Genomic DNA, 17,791 nt, shown 5'->3' with positions numbered 1-17,791 from the left:
GCCTGCCCCCTATTTCTTCACCGCCCGCAGCGGCACCGGCCCGGCGCCTGCCTGCCCCATCCCTTGCCCTGCCGGCTGGCCTTCCGGCGGCGGATCGTCGTTCAACAGCGTCTTCAACGGCACGTTCAGCAGATCGCCCTGCCGCGCCTCGGCGGCGTCCAGCAGGCGGGCGGTGCGCTCCTGCCAGGGCAGATCCAGGCCGCCCAGCCCATGGACGGAGCCGCGCATGCCGATGCCCAGCGCCTTCATCAGCTCCAGCAGGGTCGCCTCGCCCATGTCGCGGGTGACCACCCAGGCGTCGCGGGTGGTGTGGGCCGCCCAATGGGCATCGCGCAGCTGTTCCAGGATGCCGTCGATCAGCAGCGTGCCCACCGGCACCCGCCCGACCAGCGTGCGGCGGCGCATGCCGACCCCGAGCCGGCTCGCCTCCATCAGCTCATGCAGGACGGCAAGCGCCAGCGCCAGCCGCTGGGCCGGCAGCAACCCATCCATGCCGCCGCGGGTGACCTTGCCCGCCCGCCATTCCGGCAGCGACGCGGCGACCACCGCGCCGAACAGCACCGTCGACCACGCGATGTAGAGCCAGAACAGGAAGATCGGCACCACCGACAGGGCGCCATAGATGGTCTGGTAGGCCGGATATTCGCGCATATACCAGCCGAAGATCGCCTTCGACCCTTCCAGCAGGATCGAGCCGATGGCGCCGCCGCACAGAGCGTCCAGCCAGAACACATCCCGATTCGGAATGATCAGATACAGCAGCGAGCATCCGACCAGCTGCAAGGCGAAGGGCAGCAGCATGCCGATCCCCGCCAGCGGATGGACGACCCCTTCCAGATGCGCCACCTCCAGCGCCGTCCACAGCGTGCTGGACAGCGACAGGCTAGCGCCGGCGAACAGCGGGGTCAGCGACACCACCGCCCAGAAGGACAGGATGCGCGTGACATAGGACCGCGGCTCGCGCACGCGCCAGACCGTGGCGAAGGACCCCTCGATGGTCCAGATCAGCAGCACCGCCGACACCGCCAGCCCGATCACACCGAAGATCGGCATCTGGCCGGCGTTCGCCATGAAGCGGCCGAGATATTCCAGGATTGCGTCGCCGATCTCCGGCACCAGATTCTTGACCAGAGCGGTCTGGATCCGCAGTTGCAGGGCACTGAAGGCCGGGAAGGCTGAGAAGATGGCGAAACCGATGGTCATCATCGGCACGATGGCCAGCAGCGAGGTGTAGGTCAGCGCCGCCGCGGTCTGGAAGCAGTTGTCGTTGTAGAAGCGCAGCATGGAATGGCCGAAGAAGCCGCCAAGCTCCCGCAGGCCGGTCAGAATGCGGCTGCGCTCCTCCTCCTCGCGGCCCGAATTCTCCTTACGGTGAGACATGCGACGCCTCCGGCGGCAAGACAGCCCGCGTCGGTTTGACCGTCGGGCGCTTTCGTGTAGGATGCGCCCCACTTTTCGCGGCTGGAGCCGCAGCACATCCGTCGTTCACGAGGTTCCGATGTCCAATCCGATGCCGCTCATGGCCGGCAAGCGTGGCCTGATCATGGGCGTGGCCAACGATCGTTCGATCGCCTGGGGGATCGCCTCCGCCCTGGCCCAGCACGGGGCGGAGCTTGCCTTCACCTATCAGGGCGACGCGCTGCTGAAGCGGGTGAAGCCGCTGGCCGAGCAGGTCGGCGCCAAGCTGGTCCTGCCCTGCGACGTCACGGACGAGGCCAGCATCGACGCGACCTTCGCCGCCATCGAGCAGGAGTGGGGCAAGCTGGACTTCGTGGTTCATGCCATTGCCTTTTCCGACAAGAACGAGCTGGACGGGCTGTACCTGGACACCACGCGGGCCAACTTCCTGCGCACCATGGACATCTCCTGCTACTCCTTCACCGCGGTGGCGCAGCGCGCCGTGCCACTGATGAAGGACGGCGGCAGCCTGCTTACCCTATCCTACTATGGCGCCGAGCGCGTCATGCCCCATTACAACGTGATGGGCGTCGCCAAGGCCGCGCTGGAAGCCAGCGTGCGCTATCTGGCAGTCGATCTGGGTGGCCGCAACATCCGTGTCAACGCCATCTCCGCCGGTCCGATCAAGACCCTGGCCGCCAGCGGCATCGGCGACTTCCGCTATATCCTGAAGTGGAACGAGCTGAACGCCCCGCTGAAGCGCAACGTCACCATCCAGGAGGTCGGCGGCGCCGGCCTGTTCCTGATGTCCGACCTGGGCAGCGGCGTCACCGGCGAGGTGATGCATGTCGACAGCGGTTACCACACCGTCGGCATGGTCGCGGTGGACGAGGCGGCCGAAGTCGCCAGCCTGCTCGGCTCGCTGGGCGGCACGCCGAAGGCCGGCTGAGGCCTGAGCGGCCCCAGTTGGTTGACCGATTTGGTTGAGCGGCCGCAAGGTGTGCGCAATCGCATGGTGAAGAGAGGGATCGGTCCGCCGATCCCTCTTTGCGTTTGCGAATGCGGCGTTTATGATTTGAGAAATATTCTCGGGATTGGGTAATATTCATGCGCGCTCGCAAGAAAATGGACTCGGTTTCTCCGATCCTTGAGCAGATCCTTTATGGCGGGTCCAGCGTGTCGATGAATCTCATCGCCATCACGCGCGAGATCCCGGAAGAGCAGCGCATGTTCAAGGCTCAGGGCCTGAACAACTGCATCCTGTTCAAGTACCCGAACTTCGACGACCGCGACGACGACGGCGGCGATCCCATCGCCGAGGACGAGGAGCTGGAGGGCGGCGAGCGCCCGGTCGAAACCGGGATCTATGTGCCGCACAACGCCAGGGCGCCGGAGGGCGGCGGCGTCGCCGTCTATCTCCGCGGCCGCAACAGTGCCACCCTGCTGGAAGAGCAGTTCGGCATCAAGCATGGGCCGCAGGAAAACGGCATCATCGGCGACATGAAGATGCTCCAGATGATCGACGACGTGCCGTCGCTGGACGCCTTCCTGCTGAAGACCTGCTTCGAAGCGGAGAAGATCAACGTCGATGCGCGCCATTGGCTGATCTCCAACGAGGAGGACCACCAGCTCCGCCGCCTGATCCGCGCCCGCATCGAGCCGATCGTCCGCAAGGCGCTGTCGGGCAGCCAGGGCAGCGCCGGAAGCGTCGAACGCTTCCTGGAGGCGATCTGGAATCCCAACCTGGAAGAAGCCGGCCTGTTCGTCTCCGCCTTCGGCATCGAGCGGTCGGAGGCTGACACCATCTTCAGCGCCTGGAAGGGCACGACCTTCTACGAGTACCAGCTGCGCCGCATCGCGCCCCGCGCCCGCACCATCCTGACCTGGCTGAAGTCGCGCGAGTGCATCCCGGTCGACATCCGCATGCACAAGCCCTACGAGACCCAGCTGCTCATGCACATCGAGAAGGTGGGCAAGCTGCTGGAGACGACGCTGCTCGACATCCGCACCATCCTGTCGGATTACGAAACCTCCTTCAGCAGCTTCATGGCCGGCCAGCCGGAGCCGTTCCGCGACTATCTGCGCAGCATCCGGTCGCGCTACTGGCTGCTCGGCTACTGCGTGTCCGCCCTGACCAGCGTCGCCCATCTCGACGCCCGCTGCATGAAGAACACGCCGTCGCGCAAGCTGTACTTCGAGGGCATGCAGAAGCTGCTTCGCCAGTTCGATGTGGCGCTCGACCGCCGCCGCGAACAGAAGGGCGCGCTCTGACGGTTTCCGCCCACTTCGAAACCTGCTCAAGAAAAAAGGCGGCGCCTCGCAGCGCCGCCTTCTTCATTTCCGAACCCGGAACCCTCAGGTGCCCTGCGGTTCCGGACCCATGCCGCCGCTTTCCTGCCCGGTGCTGGGCGGAACGGAGGAGCGGCGGCCGGAGCCGGTGGTCGGACGCGGCGGGACGGCCATCGTCTCGCGGTCGTCGTCGCGCAGGATCGGTTCGCCGCGCAGCAGACGGTTGATCTCGTCGCCGCTCAGCGTCTCGTACTCCAGCAGGCCCTTGGCCAGGGTGTGCAGCTGGTCGATGTTCTCGGTCAGGATCGTCCGGGCGCGGTCGTAGCTCTCGTCCACGATGCGGCGGATTTCCTCGTCGACCAGCTGGGCCGTGCGGTCGGACATGTTCTTGTGCTGGGTCACCGAATGGCCCAGGAACACCTCCTGCGTCGGCTCACCGTAGAGCAGCGGGCCGAGCTTGTCGCTCATGCCCCACTCCGTCACCATCCGGCGCGACATCTCAGTCGCCATCTTGATGTCGCCCGAAGCGCCCGTGGTCACCCGCTCCTTGCCGAAGATCAGCTCCTCGGCGATGCGGCCGCCCATGGCGACGGTCAGGTCGGCCAGCAGCTTGGCCTGCGACAGGCTGATGCGGTCGCCTTCCGGCAGGCGCATCACCATGCCCAGCGCACGGCCGCGCGGGATGATGGTGGCCTTGTGGACCGGGTCGCTGTCGGCGCAGTGGATGGCGCAGATGGCGTGGCCGGCCTCATGGTAGGCGGTCAGCTTCTTCTCGTCCTCGGTCATCACCATGGAGCGGCGTTCCGCACCCATCATGACCTTGTCCTTGGCGTTCTCGAACTCGGACATGCCGACGACGCGCTTGCCGATGCGGGCGGCCAGCAGGGCAGCCTCGTTCACCAGGTTCGCCAGATCGGCGCCGGAAAAGCCGGGGGTGCCGCGGGCAATGACCTTGGCGTCGACGTCCGGCGACAGCGGGACCTTCCGCATGTGGACCTTGAGGATCTTCTCGCGGCCCAGCACGTCGGGGTTCGGCACCACGACCTGACGGTCGAAGCGGCCCGGACGCAGCAGAGCGGGGTCGAGAACGTCCGGACGGTTGGTCGCGGCGATCAGGATCACGCCCTCATTCGCCTCGAAGCCGTCCATCTCGACCAGCAGCTGGTTGAGGGTCTGCTCACGCTCGTCGTTGCCGCCGCCCAGGCCGGCACCGCGATGGCGGCCGACGGCGTCGATTTCGTCGATGAAGATGATGCAGGGAGCGTTCTTCTTGCCCTGTTCGAACATGTCGCGGACGCGGGACGCACCCACACCGACAAACATTTCGACGAAGTCCGAACCGGAGATGGTGAAGAACGGCACATTGGCTTCGCCGGCCACCGCGCGGGCGGTCAGCGTCTTGCCGGTGCCTGGAGGACCGACGAGCAGGCAGCCCTTCGGGATCTTGCCGCCCAGCCGCTGGAACTTCTGCGGGTCCTTCAGGAACTCGACGATCTCCGTCAGCTCCTGCTTGGCCTCGTCGATGCCGGCGACGTCGTCGAAGGTGACGCGGCCGACCTTCTCGGTCAGCAGGCGCGCCCGCGACTTGCCGAAGCCCATGGCCTTGCCGCCGCCGGACTGCATCTGGCGCATGAAGAAGATCCAGACGCCGATCAGCAGAAGCATCGGGAACCAGGACAGCAGCACCGAGAACAGCGACGGCACGTTGCTGTCGTCGGGGACCGCGTTGATCCGGACGTTCTTGTTGGTCAGGCGCTCCACCAGGCCCGCTTCGGGCGGGACATAGGTGCTGAAGGAGCGGCCGTCGGAGAAATGGCCCGAAACCTGGTTGCCCTTGATCGTCACGTCGGCGACCTGGCCCCGGTCCACTTCGGCGAGAAGCTCGCTGAACGGAACGGTCGTTTGCGGGCTGCGGGTGGAGGAACTCTGGAACAGGTTGAACAGGGCCACGAGGAGCAGCCCTATGATGATCCAGAGAGCGAGGTTCTTGCCGAAATTGTTCACGTCACACGCCTTTCTGCGAACCCATCGCCATGCGGTGCGCCGACAAGGCCGCACCCCGGTCTCCTACGGGCACGTTCCCTGATTAAATAATGCCGTCCCGGTCCGAAACAACCGTAAAAGCTGGTCTTCCCAACGACGAAAGTGGACAAAACCTTGCGCGGTCCACCGGGTGCTGTCCATCCGCGTCGAACCCGTAGCACATGCCGATCATCGGCACACCAAGCAAATCCGCGCCTGCCCAAAGGCTTGGCAGGGTTTCCCGCACCGGAACCGGCAGGTCGGGCACCCCCTTCGGGGCCTGCCGACCTGCCCATTCGCGCCAGCCGTCGGCCCCCAGCGCCGCGACCGTGACAGGGCGGCAATGGCTGGGCGACACCCTCAGGTCGAATCGGCCGTCCCACCGGATCGCCTCTCCGGGGGCCACGGTCGGCCGTTCCATCACCGCCACCGGTTCGCGCGCGACCATGACCGCGCCGCGCCGCATCCGAACGACGCAGCCGCCTAAAGTTCCGCCCTGCCCCTCCGCCAACCCGTCGAGCAGCCGTTCCAGCGCTTCGTCGCGCACCGGGTGCGCCGGCCCGCCGACCGCAGCCAGCGCAGCGCCCAGCGCCCGCAGCGCGATCTCCGGCGGTGCGGCGCGCAGAGGTGCCGGCGCCAGGGTGATCCAGCCCTCGGGATGAATGGTCGCGGCCTCCGCCAGCAGCGCGGCCGTCGCCTGTTCCAGCGCCGCCCGCGCGCGGCCCGCCCGCCGGGCGACCTCGCCCAACCGGCTGCCGTCGAGCCCCTCCCCGCCCAGGCTCTCGCGGGCGGCACGCAGCCGGGCACGGGCGAAGCGCGGGTTGCGGTTGGAGGGATCCTCGATCCAGTCCACGCCCTCGGCGCGGCAGGTCGCCAGCAGCCGGTCATGGGAAAAGCGCAGCAGCGGCCGGATCACCCGCACCGCCCCATCGGCGCGCACGGGCGCCATCCCGGCCAGCCCATCGATGCCGGACCCGCGGGCCAGCCGCAGCAGCACCGTTTCGGCCTGATCGTCGCGATGATGGGCGAGCGCCAGATGAAGGATGCCGGCCTCGGCGCAGGCCGCGCCGAGGAGCCGGTGCCGCGCCGTCCGGGCGGCCGCCTGCACCCCGGCCGACGGCTTCGCCCCGTCCCAGCGCAGGATGCGATGGGGAACGCCGAGCCGGCTCATCGCCCGCCCGACCGCTGCCGCCTCCCCGGCGGACTCGGGCCGCAGCCCATGATCGACGGTCAGCGCCAGCAGGCTCCCGCCCCGCTCCGCGACCCAATGCCGCAGCAGCAGGACCAGCGCCACGCTGTCGCCGCCACCGGAAACCCCGACGGCGACGGCCGGCGACGGCTCGAACCCGCCCAGCGCCGCCAGGGCGTGGGCGAACTCCTCCCGCGATACCGGCCTGCCGTCTCCGGAGTCGCCGCCCATCAGGCCGGGCAATTGATGCGCTTGCGCTCCGTATCGGCGCGGCGCTTCACGCTGGCCGAGGCTTCGGGGAACTTGGTCAGCAGCTGGCCGAAGGCGGTGCAGGCGTCCGACTTCTTGTTCATCTGCTGCAGGGTCATGCCCAGCTTCAGCAGGCTGTCGGCCGCCTTCGGGTTGGTGCGGTACTTGGACAGCACCTCGGCAAAGGCCTGGGCCGCTTCCGGGAACTTGTTGCGGACGTAATAGCTCTCGCCCAGCCAATACTGCGCGTTGCCGGCATAGGCGTGCGACTTGTTCTTGACGATGAACTCCTGCAACGCCTTTTCCGCCCGGTCATAGTCGGAGTTGCGCAGCAGTTCGAACGCCTGCTCATACTGCTTTTCCGGCGACAGGCCGGCGGTCGAGGGCGGATTGGCCGCCGCGGTCTGCGCCGGCTTGTCGGCCTTCCTGTCGTCCGAAGCGGCGGCCTTCGACGGCTTGGCCGGCGCGGCATCGGACATCGCGCCACCCATGGCGCCCCCGGCGGTCCCGCCGCCCTTCTCCAGCTCCTTCAACCGGAAATCGACGTCGGAATTGACCTTCTCCAGACGCTCGCGCAGCTGGGTGACCTGATAGCTCGACTCCTCGTACTTGCCGGTCAGATCCTGGATGCTGCGTTCGAGGTTTTGCAGGCGAATCTCGAAATCGGCGGCGACGGAGGGCGACAGCTGCGCCACCTCCACCGGACCGCCCAGCGCGGCGACCTGCGTTTCCAGCGATTGCAGCCGCTCGATCTGCCCCTTCGACTGGGCCAGGGCGGGAGTTGCCGCGAGCATGCCACCCAGCAGCAGGGCGGCGACGGGACGGATGTTGGTCATGCGCGTGGGATCCTGAGGAGATCTGATGCCGGGGGAGCACCCACGGCGACCATGGCGAACGATAAAGGCGACGCGATGGCCGCTGTTTAGCAGAACTTGCGCGTCCGCGCAAAGAACCGACCTCGCCGGATTTTCCCAGCCCCAAAAAACATGGTCCCAAAAAACATAGCGCCGAAAAGAGACCGCCAAAAAGAAAAGGCGCCACCCCCGGTTGCCCGGCGGCGGCGCCCTTCCCTGTTCCCCGTCAGGCGGGGACCGGCGTCATCAGTTGACGACGGTCACGCCACGGCGGTTCTGCGACCAGGCGGCCTCGTTCGAACCAACGACGGCCGGACGCTCCTTGCCATAGGAGACGACGTTGACGCGGTTCGGGGTGATGCCCTTGGCGGCCAGGTAGTTCTTCACCGAGTTGGCGCGACGCTCACCCAGGGCGAGGTTGTACTCGCGGGTGCCGCGCTCGTCGGCATGGCCTTCGACGGTGACGGTGACCGAGCCGTAGGTCTGCAGCCACTTGGCCTGACGGTCGAGGGTGGCGCGAGCCTCCGGCGACAGGTCGAAGCGGTCGAGGCCGAAGAAGACGCGGTCGCCGACGTTGACGACGAAATCTTCCGCCGAGCCCGGACGGACCGACGACTGCTGGGCACCGGTGTTGGCGCCGTTGGCGGCGTCGTTCGGAGTGGATTCGCAAGCGGCGAGCAGAGCGACCGCGGCGAGAGCGAGGAACTTCATACGCATGTTCAGGGACCCCTTGAACGAAACCTGTTTGATGGCCGAACTTTGTCTGCACAGGAGCCGCTTCTTTCCGCCAATCCCCGACGAAAAGACGACGTTCGACCTTTGTCTTGAGCATTGCTCCCGCGTGGCCGCAAAATAGGGCTACTCCACTAGGGAATCAAGGGCGACCACGCGGGGTCCGACGCGTCGACCGGGGTGCTCACGCGACGCTCGTTGGCGCCGGTGATGTCGATGCTGTACAGCTTCGCGTTGCGGCCACGCCCGTCACCCGACGGCAAGTCCTTGAAGAACATGATGACTCGGCCGTTGGGGGCCCAGGTCGGACCCTCGACGTGGAAGGCTTCGGTCAGGATCCGTTCCCCCGTCCCATCCGGACGGATTACGCCAACTGCAAAGCTGCTACCACGTTGGCGCGTGAATGCGATCAGGTCGCCGCGCGGCGACCATACCGGCGTACCGTAGCGGCCCTCGCCGAAGGTCAGCCGCTTCACGCCGGAGCCGTCGGCGCCCATGACATAGAGCTGCTGGGTGCCGCCGCGGTCCGACTCGAAGACGATGCGCTGGCCGTCCGGCGAATAGCTCGGGCCCGTGTCGATGCCCGGCGCGTCGGTCAGCTGGGTCTGGCGGCGGGTGCGCAGGTCCAGCGTATAGATGTCGGTGTTGCCGTTCTGGGCCATCGACATGATGACCTTGTTGCCGTCCGGCGAGAAGCGCGGGGCGAAGGTCATGCCGGGGAAGTCGCCCAGGACCTCCTGGCGGCCGGTGTCGATGTTGAACAGGTACACGCGCGGCTTCTTGTTGAAGTACGACATGTACGTGATTTCCTGGGACGTCGGCGAGAAGCGCGGCGTCAGGACCAGGGTCTGTCCGTCGGTCAGGAACTGATGGTTGGCGCTGTCCTGGTCCATGATGGCCAGCTGCTTCTTGCGCGCGTTCGCCGGGCCGGATTCGGCGACATAGACGATGCGCGTGTCGAAATAACCGTCCTCGCCGGTCAGGCGCTTATAGATGGCATCGGCCACGATGTGGGCGATGCGGCGCCATTCCTGCGGCGAGGCGCTGTAGCTCAGCCCTTGCATGTACTGGCCGGCGGCGACGTCCCACAGGCGGAAATCGACCTTCATGCGGCCGTCGGCGCCCGTGGTGGTGTTGCCGGCGACCAGGGCCTGGGCGCCCAGCGCCTTCCAGTCCTGATAGCGCGGCTCGCCGCTGCGCAGCTGGTCCGGCGTCTGCAGGAAGCCGCGCGGGTCCAGCGGCTTGAACAGGCCGGACCGCTCCAGGTCGTCGGAGATCACCTTGGAGATGTCGGCGCCCATCTGCACATCGCGCCCGCCCGATCCGGCGAAGCTGGTGATGGCGATGGGCAGCGGCTCGGACACGCCCCGCGTGATGTCGATGCGCAACTCGGCGCGCGCCTCCTGCGGAGCGGCAACGCCGAGGGAGAGGAGAAGCGCGCCGGTGGCCCCGGCCAGCTTCAACAGAAGCCTCGTCTTCGTCGTCATGGTCAGAACATGTCCCTCGGGTCGAAATTGAACACGATGAAGCGCCAATCTTCATAAGTCTGCGGCGTGAACTCGCTGGTCAGCAGCTCCAGGGGGCTGGACCGCTTGACCGCGCGCACCGCCGCGTCGGCCGACGCCCGGAAGGCGGCATCCGACATGTAGCGCGACCTGTACTTGTCGTCGATCCAGGCGCGAACCACGCTGTGGTCGCGGCCGACCTCCACATGGATCTCGATCTGCATCGAACCGGCGTCCTTGCGGCCGCTGTCGAAGTTCCAGTTCTTGCTCAGCTGGCCGCGGATGGCGTCGAGCGCACGGCCGGATGGCTTGAACGGCTTGTCGGGGCCGTTTGTTGCCTTGGCCGCCCCGGCCGGAGCCGCGGATGCGGTCTTCTGGCTGGGCTTGGCGTCGCTGTTGGCGCTGGCCGATGCCTTGCCGTCAGCCTTCGGGTTGTCCGACGGCTTGATCTTCCCGACGTTCGACAGCAGGTCTGACAGCGGGTCGGCCTTGGCCGACGGCTTCTCCGGCTGCTTGGCCGGCGCATCCGCCTTCTTCGCCTCGGCCTTCGCGACCTCCTTGGCAGGCTCCTTCGTCGGCTCCGGCTTCTTCGGCTCCGCCTTGGGCGGTTCCGGTTTCGGCGGTTCCGGCTTGGGAGGCTCGGGCTTTTTCGGCTCGGGCTTGGGCGGCTCCGGTTTCGGAGGCTCAGGCTTGGGCTCGTGCTTCGGCGGTTCCGGTTTGGGCGGTTCCGGCTTCGGCGGCTCGGGCTTGGGAGGCTCCGGCGGCTTCGGAGTCGGCGACGGCGCCGGATCCGGCGGCGGAGGGGGTGGCGGAGGAGGAGGCGGGGGCGTCGGAGCGGGCTTGGGCGGCGGCGTCGGCTCGCGCGGGGGCGGCGGCACCTGGGCGACCTTCGGCGGCTCCGGCGTCTTGGCAGGCGTCGGCGGGGGCGGAGGCGGCTCGTCCTCCTCGTCCGGCGGTTCCGGCGCCGGCGGGGCGGGCTTGGCCTCGGGCATCGGCGGACGCGCGGCGGCGGCCGGCTTCGGCTCGCCCTTCTCGACGCGGGCAGCCTGGGTGACTTCGCCGATGTCGACGATCTCGATCGGAATCGAGGAGGCGATTTCGAGCTTGCGATCGCTGGGCGGCATGCCGAGCACCATCAGCGCGACCAGCGCGACGTGCAGCACCGCCGAGGCGATCAGGGGCTTGCGCATGGGAGTTCCGCCCGCCTCAACGCGCCGGTTTGGGCGCGCCGACCCGCGCGCTGGACGCGGCCGGGCCGTTCGGCATCTCGGCGACCAGCCCGACCTTCTTGAAGCCGGCGGCGCTCATGGTGCCCATCACCTCCAGCATCTTGCCATAGGCGATCTTGGCATCGCCGCGAACCAGGATGCGGGCCTCGGGGTTGTTGTTGGTCACCGCGATCAGCAGCGGCACCATGTTGGTCAGCTCGACCGGCGTCTCCTGGACGAAGACGCGGCCGTCGGTCTGCACGGTGACGAACAGCGGGTCCTTCTGCTGCTCCAGCGGAGCGGCATTGGTCTTGGGCAGGTCGACCGGCACGCCGACGGTCAGCATCGGGGCGGCGACCATGAAGACGATCAGCAGGACCAACATGACGTCGATGAACGGCGTCATGTTGATCTCGGCCATCGCGCGATAGCCCCGGCGCTTGCCGCGCCCGTGGGATTTGCCTGCGAGTTGTCCGGCCATGGTTCAGGCGGCTCCCCGCTCCTCGAGGTGGCGGGACAGGATCGCCGAGAACTCGCCCGAGAAGGTGTCCAACCGGTCGGCGTAGCGGCCGAGGTCGGTGGAGAACTTGTTGTAGGAGAGCACCGCCGGGATGGCGGCCAGCAGGCCCATGGCGGTGGCGAACAGCGCCTCGGCGATGCCCGGCGCCACCACGGCGAGGCTGGTGTTGCCCGAGCCGGCGATCGAGGTGAAGGAGTTCATGATGCCCCACACCGTGCCGAACAGGCCGATGAAGGGCGCCGTCGAGCCGACCGAGGCCAGGAAGGTCATGTAGCGTTCGGCCCGCGCCATCTCGCGGCCGATGGTCACCGCCATCACCCGCTCCACCCGCTGTTGCAGCGAGCTTTTCATCGTGCCGCCGATGCCGCGGTCGGCGGCGTGGCGCCATTCGCGCATGCCGGCGGCGAAGGTCGCCGCCATCGGGTCGGCCGGGGTCTGGCCGATGCGGTCGTACAGCGCGTCGAGCGACCCGCCGGACCAGAAGGCTTCCTCGAACGAGTCGGCCTGGGCGTTCAGCCGGCGGATGCGCATCAGCTTTTCGATGATGATCGCCCAGCACCAGATCGAGGCGACGACGAGCATCATCATCACGATCTTGACGACCGCGTCGGCCTGCCAGAACAGGCCGAGGATCGTGATCTCATGTGCCGTCGTGGCGGCGGCATTGCCGGCCAGTTGGGCGGTTTGCAGGGCGTCCATCGCAGTCAGTCTCGCGTTTGCGCTGTTGGCACGGGGAGTGGAAGGAAACGGTCGATACGATCAGTCAGGCGGGTCAAGCGGGAGAAGAGGCGTTTTGCTTTGCATGCAGCGTCTCCATCGCCGCTTTCACCGGTTCGGGAAGGCGCACGGCCCGCCCGGCCCGGTTGATCGTCACCAGCTGCAGGTCGGCGCGCGCCAGCACGCGACCGTCACGGCGGATGACTTGTGCAAGTGCGAAGGAGGCACCGCGGATATCGACGATTCGGGTTTCCACTTCAAGCGTGTCCTCCAGCTTGGCAGGGGCGTCAAAATCGATGGTCAGGCGCCGTACCGCAAATGACACACCTGTGACATCGCCCAAACCCTCGGCCATCTCCCTCTGACGGAAGCCCATCAGGTACAGCATCTCTGTGCGCGCCCGCTCCGCGAATCGCAGGTAATTGGCGTGGTAGACGATGCCGCCGGCGTCGGTGTCCTCGTAATAGACCCGCAGCGGATACCGGTGCGTGCCGTCCTCGGCGAACCGGCCGGAGAGGCCGGAAAGGGTGGATGCGTCACTCATCGCCGTCCCCGTCCGTCGGGTCGGGGACGCGGTCCAGCAGGTCGAGCTGCCGGAGCGGCGCATTCGGCGGGTTGAGGCCGAGATAACGGAAGCCCTGGTCGGTCAGCATGCGCCCGCGCGGCGTGCGCTGCAAAAAGCCCTGCTGGATCAGGTAGGGTTCGACCACCTCCTCCAGCACGTCGCGCTGCTCGCCCAGCGCCGCGCCCAGCGTCTCGACGCCGACCGGCCCGCCGCCATAGTTGTTGGCGACCAGCCCGAGATAGCGGCGGTCCATGCTGTCAAGTCCCAGCCGGTCGACCTCCAGCCGGGTCAGCGCGGCGTCGGCGACGCGCTTGTCGACCTCCTCGACGCCGGCAACTGCGGCGAAATCACGCACCCGGCGCAACAGCCGGCCCGACACGCGCGGGGTGCCGCGCGCCCGGTTGGCGATCTCGCGGGCGCCCTCCGGCGTGATGCCCATGCCGAGCACCCCGGCGGCGCGGCGCACGATCAGCTCCAGCTCGTCCGGCTCGTAGAATTGCAGGCGCACGGGAATGCCGAAGCGTTCGCGCAACGGGCGCGTGATCAGGCCGCTGCGCGTCGTAGCGCCGACAAGGGTGAAGGGCGGCAGGTCGATCCGGATGGACCGTGCCGACGGGCCTTCGCCAATGATGAGGTCGAGCTGGAAATCCTCCATGGCGGGATAGAGCACCTCTTCCACGGCGGGATTAAGGCGATGAATCTCGTCGATGAAGAGGACGTCGTGCGGCTGCAGGTTGGTCAGCAGCGCCGCCAGATCGCCGGCCCGCGCGATGACCGGGCCGGAGGTGGCGCGGAAGCCGACGCCCAGCTCGCGCGCCACGATCTGCGCCAACGTGGTCTTGCCCAGGCCGGGCGGGCCGAACAGCAGCACATGGTCCAGCGCCTCGTTGCGGGAGCGGGCGGCCTGGATGAAGATCGACAGGTTCTCGCGCGCCTGCCGCTGGCCGATGAACTCGGCGAGCGACAGCGGACGGATCGACGCCTCGGCCGAATCGCCGTGGCCCTGGCCCGGCTGGACCAGACGGTCGCTATTGGGGTCGCTCATTGGCTCAGTTCCTTGAGGCCCTGGCGGATCAGATCGGACACGCCGGCGTCATCGCCCAGCACGCGCCCGGCGGCGACGACCGCGCCGAAGGCCTCCGACCGGCCATAGCCGAGATTGACCAGCGCCGACACCGCATCGGCCAGCGCCGGGGTGGCGCCCGGCACGGCGGCGGGAGCGCCCTTGCCGGCCGGCGCGCCCGCGGTCGCCGCGGGACCGAGCGCCAGATTGCCGACCTTGTCCTTGAGTTCGTTGAGGATGCGCGCCGCCACCTTCGGCCCGACGCCATCGGCGCGCACCAGCGCGGTCTTGTCCTGCGAGGCGATGGCGCGGGTCAGCTGGTCGGGGTCGAGCACGCCCAGGATCGACAGCGCCAGCCGGGCGCCGACGCCCTGGATGGTGGTCAGCAGCTTGAACCACTCCCGGTCCGCCTGATCGCCGAAGCCGTGCAGGACGATGCGTTCCTCGCGGATGAAGGTTTCCACCACCAGCGATGCCCGCTCTCCGACCGCCAGACGGGACAGCGTGCGGTTGGAACAGGACAGCAGGTAACCGACGCCGTTCACGTCGAGCACGACCCAGTCGGTGCCGGTGGAATCGACGATGCCGGTCAGCTTGGCGATCATGGGAACTCCCGGCCCGAGGGCTGGCTGCGAAGAATGGAGGTCTCTTCGAGACGCGCGCGGATGGTCTCCAGCACGCCATCAAGGTTGTCGATCACATCGGTGTTCCAGAAGCGCAGGATGCGGAAGCCGGCCTGCTCCAGCATGCGCGACCGCCTCTCGTCATGGGCGGCGCGCTGCTCGGCATGCTGGCCGCCGTCCAGTTCGACGATCAGGCGATGGTCATGGGCGACGAAGTCGGCGACGAAGCCCAGGATCGGCTCCTGCCGCCGGAATTTCGCGCCGAGCTGGGCATTGCGCAGCTTCTGCCAGACGATCTTTTCCACGTCCGTGGCGTTCATCCGCAGATCGCGTGCGCGCTCGGTTATGTAATCGGTGGGTTTGGTTTTCGCGACGCTTGCCATATTCCCCTCTCCCCCCCGGGGAGAGGGTCGGGGTGAGGGGGAGGCATCGCGTGGAGTCTTGGGAGAGGCACGCCGCGCGTCCCCCTCACCCTCCCCTCTCCCCGGGGGGGAGAGGGTATGTCGCGGCGCTTCGCCACCCCGCCGCCACATCGTCCAGCTGGCGCGGTGGTGCGCGTGGCAGATCGCTATGGCCAGCGCGTCGGCAGCGTCCGGCGAGGCGATCTCGCAGCCGGGCAGCAGCAGCCGCACCATCGTCTGGACCTGCGCCTTCTCGGCGCGGCCCTGGCCGACGACCGCCTTCTTGACCATGTTGTTGGCGTATTCCGCCACCGCCAGCCCGGCCTGGGCCGGCACCAGCAGGGCCACGGCGCGGGCCTGCCCCAGCTTGAGCGTCGAGACCGCGTTGTTGTTGACGAAGGTCTCCTCCACCGCCGCCTCGTCGGGGCGGTAGCGCTCCACCACCGCCGACAGCGCGTCGTGGAGCTGCACCAGACGCTCGGCCAGCGGACAGCGGTCGTCGGAATGCACCGCGCCGTCGGCGACGTGGCTCAGGCGGTTGCCCGCCACGTCGATGATGCCCCAGCCGGTGTGGCGCAAGCCGGGGTCGATCCCCAGCAGCCGCACCGGCGAAGGCACCGTCGCCTCACTTCGTCCTGCCCGCGCAAACACGGCACCCGCTCTCCGCCTGCAAGACCCGCGTTCAGCTTACGCGGTCAGCTTCTGCATCAGCTCGTCGGAGATGTCGAAGTTGCCTTCGACCACCTGGACGTCGTCGTTGTCCTCCAGCACGTCCAGCAGCTTCAGCAGGCTGGCCGCGGCATCCTCCGACGGCGCGACGGTGTTCAGCGGGCGCCAGGTCAGGCGCGCGCTCTCCGCACCGCCGAACTTGGCCTCCAGCGCATCGCGCACAATGCCGAAATTCTCCACCGTGGTGGTGACTTCGTGGCCGTTCTCGTCGGATTCGACGTTGTCGGCGCCGGCCTCCAGCGCCACCTCGAACACGGCGTCGGCATCCGCCGCGGCGGCCGGGTAGAAGATCGCGCCGATGCGGCTGAACATGAAGCTGACCGAGTTGGTCTCGCCCAGACTGCCGCCATACTTGGTGAAGCTGGAGCGCACTTCCGCGGCGGTGCGGTTGCGGTTGTCGGTCAGCGCCTCGACGATCAGGGCGACGCCGCCGGGGCCGTAGCCCTCGTACCGCACCTCTTCGTAGTTCGCGTCGTCGCCGCCGCCGGGCGTGCCCTGCTTGATGGCGCGGTCGATGCGGTCGCGCGGCATGTTCTGCGCGCGTCCGGCCAGGATGGCGGCGCGCAGGCGCGGGTTGGCCGCCGGGTCCGGCAGGCCGCTCTTGGCGGCGACGGTGATCTCGCGGGCGAGCTTGTTGAAGATCTTGGACCGCTTGGCGTCCTGCGCGCCCTTGCGGTGCATGATGTTCTTGAACTGGGAATGACCGGCCATGGGTCGAACGAGCCTCGAAACGGAATTGGTCAATCGGGCGGGGTTAAGCGCACGACACATGTAACAGGTCTGCCGCCCCACCGCACCTTTTCGGCGCGGGAGACGACACCCACGGGATTAGAAAGTCAATATGGCGAGATTGCGGCGCGACCGAAGCCGCAGCCGTGACGGCCTTACTGCATCCGTTCCGGCAAGGTCGGGCTCAGCCGCCCGCCGATGCGCAGCGGCTCGATGCGGACCGCCAGCCCGGTGCGGTCGTCGGTCTCGACGTAGCAGCCGCAGACGGTGCCCTCCCCTTCCGCCGGCGACAGCCGCTCGGTCGGCAGCTTCCGCACCATCTTGGCGAGCGCCACCTCCTTCTTCATGCCGATGGCGCTGTCGTAGTCGCCGCACATGCCGGCATCGGACTGGTAGGCGGTGCCCTTCGGCAGGACCATGTGGTCGGCGGTCGGCACATGGCTGTGGGTGCCGACCACCAGCGAGGCGCGGCCGTCGCAGAAATGGCCCATGATCATCTTCTCGCTGGTCGCCTCGCCATGCATGTCGATCAGCACGGCATCGACGCCGCCCGGCCCGAGGCGATGGGCCTTCAGCACCCGGTCCACCGCGGCGAACGGGTCGTCCATCGGCTCCATGAAAAGGCGCAGCAGCACGTTGACCACCAGCACCTTGCGCCCGCCGCGCGCCTGAAGCAGGACGAAGCCGCGGCCCGGCGTGCCCTCCGGGTAGTTCACCGGACGGACGATGCGCGGCTGCTGCTCGATGGTGGAGACCAGTTCCTTCTGGTCCCAGGTATGGTTGCCCAGCGTCACCACGTCGATGCCGGCCTCGAAGAACTCCTCGGCGATCTTGACCGTGACACCGTAGCCGCCGGCCGAATTCTCGCCGTTCACCACCGTCAGGTCGGGGTCCAGCTTCTCGCGCAGCATCGGCATATGCGCCAGCACAGCCTCGCGCCCGGACCGGCCCACCACATCGCCGAAGAACAGAATCCGCATCGCCCCAACCTTCCAGAA

General features: G+C 67.8%; 17 protein-coding genes and 1 pseudogene. 2 read left to right on the top strand and 16 right to left on the bottom strand.

What is annotated here, in order from left to right:
- Positions 1–9 precede the first annotated feature (9 nt).
- Positions 10–1,380 carry a YihY family inner membrane protein gene (locus tag ABNQ39_RS02630; RefSeq protein ID WP_376958694.1) on the bottom strand — a complete coding sequence of 457 codons (1,371 nt, stop codon included), beginning with the start codon at positions 1,378–1,380 and terminating at the stop codon, positions 10–12.
- Between the two features lie 118 nt (positions 1,381–1,498).
- Here ABNQ39_RS02630 and fabI point away from each other — a divergent pair, with 118 nt between their 5' ends.
- Entirely contained in the window at positions 1,499–2,347 is an 849-nt protein-coding gene (gene fabI, locus ABNQ39_RS02625; RefSeq protein ID WP_098740228.1) for an enoyl-ACP reductase FabI, read from the top strand.
- Positions 2,348–2,580: 233 nt separating this feature from the next.
- The gene (locus tag ABNQ39_RS02620) at positions 2,581–3,669 is read left to right on the top strand and encodes a hypothetical protein (RefSeq protein WP_376959749.1); all 1,089 of its coding nucleotides are present in this window, start codon (positions 2,581–2,583) and stop codon (positions 3,667–3,669) included.
- 84 nt (positions 3,670–3,753) lie between these two features.
- Here ABNQ39_RS02620 and ftsH read toward each other — a convergent pair whose 3' ends face one another.
- The 15 genes and pseudogenes from ftsH to ABNQ39_RS02545 form a co-directional block, all read right to left on the bottom strand.
- Positions 3,754–5,691 carry an ATP-dependent zinc metalloprotease FtsH gene (gene ftsH, locus ABNQ39_RS02615; RefSeq protein ID WP_376958692.1) on the bottom strand — a complete coding sequence of 646 codons (1,938 nt, stop codon included), beginning with the start codon at positions 5,689–5,691 and terminating at the stop codon, positions 3,754–3,756.
- Positions 5,692–5,773: 82 nt separating this feature from the next.
- Positions 5,774–7,141, bottom strand: coding sequence for a tRNA lysidine(34) synthetase TilS (gene tilS / locus ABNQ39_RS02610; protein ID WP_376958690.1), 1,368 nt, complete (start codon positions 7,139–7,141; stop codon positions 5,774–5,776).
- Positions 7,129–7,983 (bottom strand): tol-pal system protein YbgF, encoded by an 855-nt coding sequence (gene ybgF / locus ABNQ39_RS02605; protein WP_376958688.1) that lies wholly within the window; start codon positions 7,981–7,983, stop codon positions 7,129–7,131. The genes tilS and ybgF overlap by 13 nt, the downstream gene beginning before the upstream one ends.
- A gap of 264 nt (positions 7,984–8,247) precedes the next feature.
- Positions 8,248–8,718, bottom strand: a complete 471-nt coding sequence (gene pal / locus ABNQ39_RS02600; RefSeq protein WP_098740232.1) for a peptidoglycan-associated lipoprotein Pal — start codon at positions 8,716–8,718, stop codon at positions 8,248–8,250.
- A gap of 149 nt (positions 8,719–8,867) precedes the next feature.
- A complete protein-coding gene (gene tolB, locus ABNQ39_RS02595) occupies positions 8,868–10,220 on the bottom strand; it encodes a Tol-Pal system beta propeller repeat protein TolB (protein WP_109051799.1) in 1,353 nt (450 codons plus the stop codon).
- Positions 10,221–10,222: 2 nt separating this feature from the next.
- The gene (locus tag ABNQ39_RS02590) at positions 10,223–11,428 is read right to left on the bottom strand and encodes a hypothetical protein (RefSeq protein WP_376958686.1); all 1,206 of its coding nucleotides are present in this window, start codon (positions 11,426–11,428) and stop codon (positions 10,223–10,225) included.
- Between the two features lie 16 nt (positions 11,429–11,444).
- Positions 11,445–11,927: an ExbD/TolR family protein gene (locus tag ABNQ39_RS02585; RefSeq protein WP_098740235.1), complete on the bottom strand. Its 483-nt coding sequence runs from the start codon at positions 11,925–11,927 to the stop codon at positions 11,445–11,447.
- A gap of 3 nt (positions 11,928–11,930) precedes the next feature.
- Positions 11,931–12,665, bottom strand: coding sequence for a protein TolQ (tolQ, locus tag ABNQ39_RS02580; RefSeq protein ID WP_109448300.1), 735 nt, complete (start codon positions 12,663–12,665; stop codon positions 11,931–11,933).
- 73 nt (positions 12,666–12,738) lie between these two features.
- Positions 12,739–13,227, bottom strand: a complete 489-nt coding sequence (gene ybgC / locus ABNQ39_RS02575; protein WP_376958684.1) for a tol-pal system-associated acyl-CoA thioesterase — start codon at positions 13,225–13,227, stop codon at positions 12,739–12,741.
- Complete coding sequence (gene ruvB, locus ABNQ39_RS02570; protein WP_109051803.1) at positions 13,220–14,293, bottom strand: Holliday junction branch migration DNA helicase RuvB; 1,074 nt, start codon at positions 14,291–14,293, stop codon at positions 13,220–13,222. The genes ybgC and ruvB overlap by 8 nt, the downstream gene beginning before the upstream one ends.
- Positions 14,290–14,916 carry a Holliday junction branch migration protein RuvA gene (gene ruvA / locus ABNQ39_RS02565; protein WP_098740239.1) on the bottom strand — a complete coding sequence of 209 codons (627 nt, stop codon included), beginning with the start codon at positions 14,914–14,916 and terminating at the stop codon, positions 14,290–14,292. The genes ruvB and ruvA overlap by 4 nt, the downstream gene beginning before the upstream one ends.
- On the bottom strand, positions 14,913–15,317 hold the full coding sequence (locus ABNQ39_RS02560) for an endonuclease domain-containing protein (protein WP_376959748.1): 405 nt from the start codon (positions 15,315–15,317) through the stop codon (positions 14,913–14,915). The genes ruvA and ABNQ39_RS02560 overlap by 4 nt, the downstream gene beginning before the upstream one ends.
- Before the next feature lie 132 nt (positions 15,318–15,449).
- A pseudogene (ruvC, locus tag ABNQ39_RS02555) lies at positions 15,450–15,941 on the bottom strand (crossover junction endodeoxyribonuclease RuvC); the annotation flags it as partial.
- 81 nt (positions 15,942–16,022) lie between these two features.
- The gene (locus tag ABNQ39_RS02550; RefSeq protein ID WP_098740241.1) at positions 16,023–16,775 is read right to left on the bottom strand and encodes a YebC/PmpR family DNA-binding transcriptional regulator; all 753 of its coding nucleotides are present in this window, start codon (positions 16,773–16,775) and stop codon (positions 16,023–16,025) included.
- A gap of 173 nt (positions 16,776–16,948) precedes the next feature.
- Positions 16,949–17,773: a TIGR00282 family metallophosphoesterase gene (locus tag ABNQ39_RS02545; RefSeq protein WP_376958681.1), complete on the bottom strand. Its 825-nt coding sequence runs from the start codon at positions 17,771–17,773 to the stop codon at positions 16,949–16,951.
- Positions 17,774–17,791 lie beyond the last annotated feature (18 nt).

The organism is Azospirillum sp. A26 (assembly GCF_042604635.1).
Classification (GTDB): domain Bacteria; phylum Pseudomonadota; class Alphaproteobacteria; order Azospirillales; family Azospirillaceae; genus Azospirillum; species Azospirillum palustre.
Note: the sequence above shows the minus strand (reverse complement) of the source record. Positions and strands in the feature narration are given on the sequence as shown.

Bases quoted from the DNA above. Each gene is read 5' to 3' on its own strand.
- ABNQ39_RS02630 (WP_376958694.1), bottom strand. From the start codon at position 1,380: ATGTCTCACCGTAAGGAGAATTCGGGCCGCGAGGAGGAGGAGCGCAGC.
- fabI (WP_098740228.1), top strand. From the start codon at position 1,499: ATGTCCAATCCGATGCCGCTCATGGCCGGCAAGCGTGGCCTGATCATG.
- ABNQ39_RS02620 (WP_376959749.1), top strand. From the start codon at position 2,581: ATGAATCTCATCGCCATCACGCGCGAGATCCCGGAAGAGCAGCGCATG.
- ybgF (WP_376958688.1), bottom strand. From the start codon at position 7,983: ATGACCAACATCCGTCCCGTCGCCGCCCTGCTGCTGGGTGGCATGCTC.
- pal (WP_098740232.1), bottom strand. From the start codon at position 8,718: ATGCGTATGAAGTTCCTCGCTCTCGCCGCGGTCGCTCTGCTCGCCGCT.
- tolB (WP_109051799.1), bottom strand. From the start codon at position 10,220: ATGACGACGAAGACGAGGCTTCTGTTGAAGCTGGCCGGGGCCACCGGC.
- ABNQ39_RS02590 (WP_376958686.1), bottom strand. From the start codon at position 11,428: ATGCGCAAGCCCCTGATCGCCTCGGCGGTGCTGCACGTCGCGCTGGTC.
- ABNQ39_RS02585 (WP_098740235.1), bottom strand. From the start codon at position 11,927: ATGGCCGGACAACTCGCAGGCAAATCCCACGGGCGCGGCAAGCGCCGG.
- tolQ (WP_109448300.1), bottom strand. From the start codon at position 12,665: ATGGACGCCCTGCAAACCGCCCAACTGGCCGGCAATGCCGCCGCCACG.
- ybgC (WP_376958684.1), bottom strand. From the start codon at position 13,227: ATGAGTGACGCATCCACCCTTTCCGGCCTCTCCGGCCGGTTCGCCGAG.
- ruvB (WP_109051803.1), bottom strand. From the start codon at position 14,293: ATGAGCGACCCCAATAGCGACCGTCTGGTCCAGCCGGGCCAGGGCCAC.
- ruvA (WP_098740239.1), bottom strand. From the start codon at position 14,916: ATGATCGCCAAGCTGACCGGCATCGTCGATTCCACCGGCACCGACTGG.
- ABNQ39_RS02560 (WP_376959748.1), bottom strand. From the start codon at position 15,317: ATGGCAAGCGTCGCGAAAACCAAACCCACCGATTACATAACCGAGCGC.
- ABNQ39_RS02550 (WP_098740241.1), bottom strand. From the start codon at position 16,775: ATGGCCGGTCATTCCCAGTTCAAGAACATCATGCACCGCAAGGGCGCG.
- ABNQ39_RS02545 (WP_376958681.1), bottom strand. From the start codon at position 17,773: ATGCGGATTCTGTTCTTCGGCGATGTGGTGGGCCGGTCCGGGCGCGAG.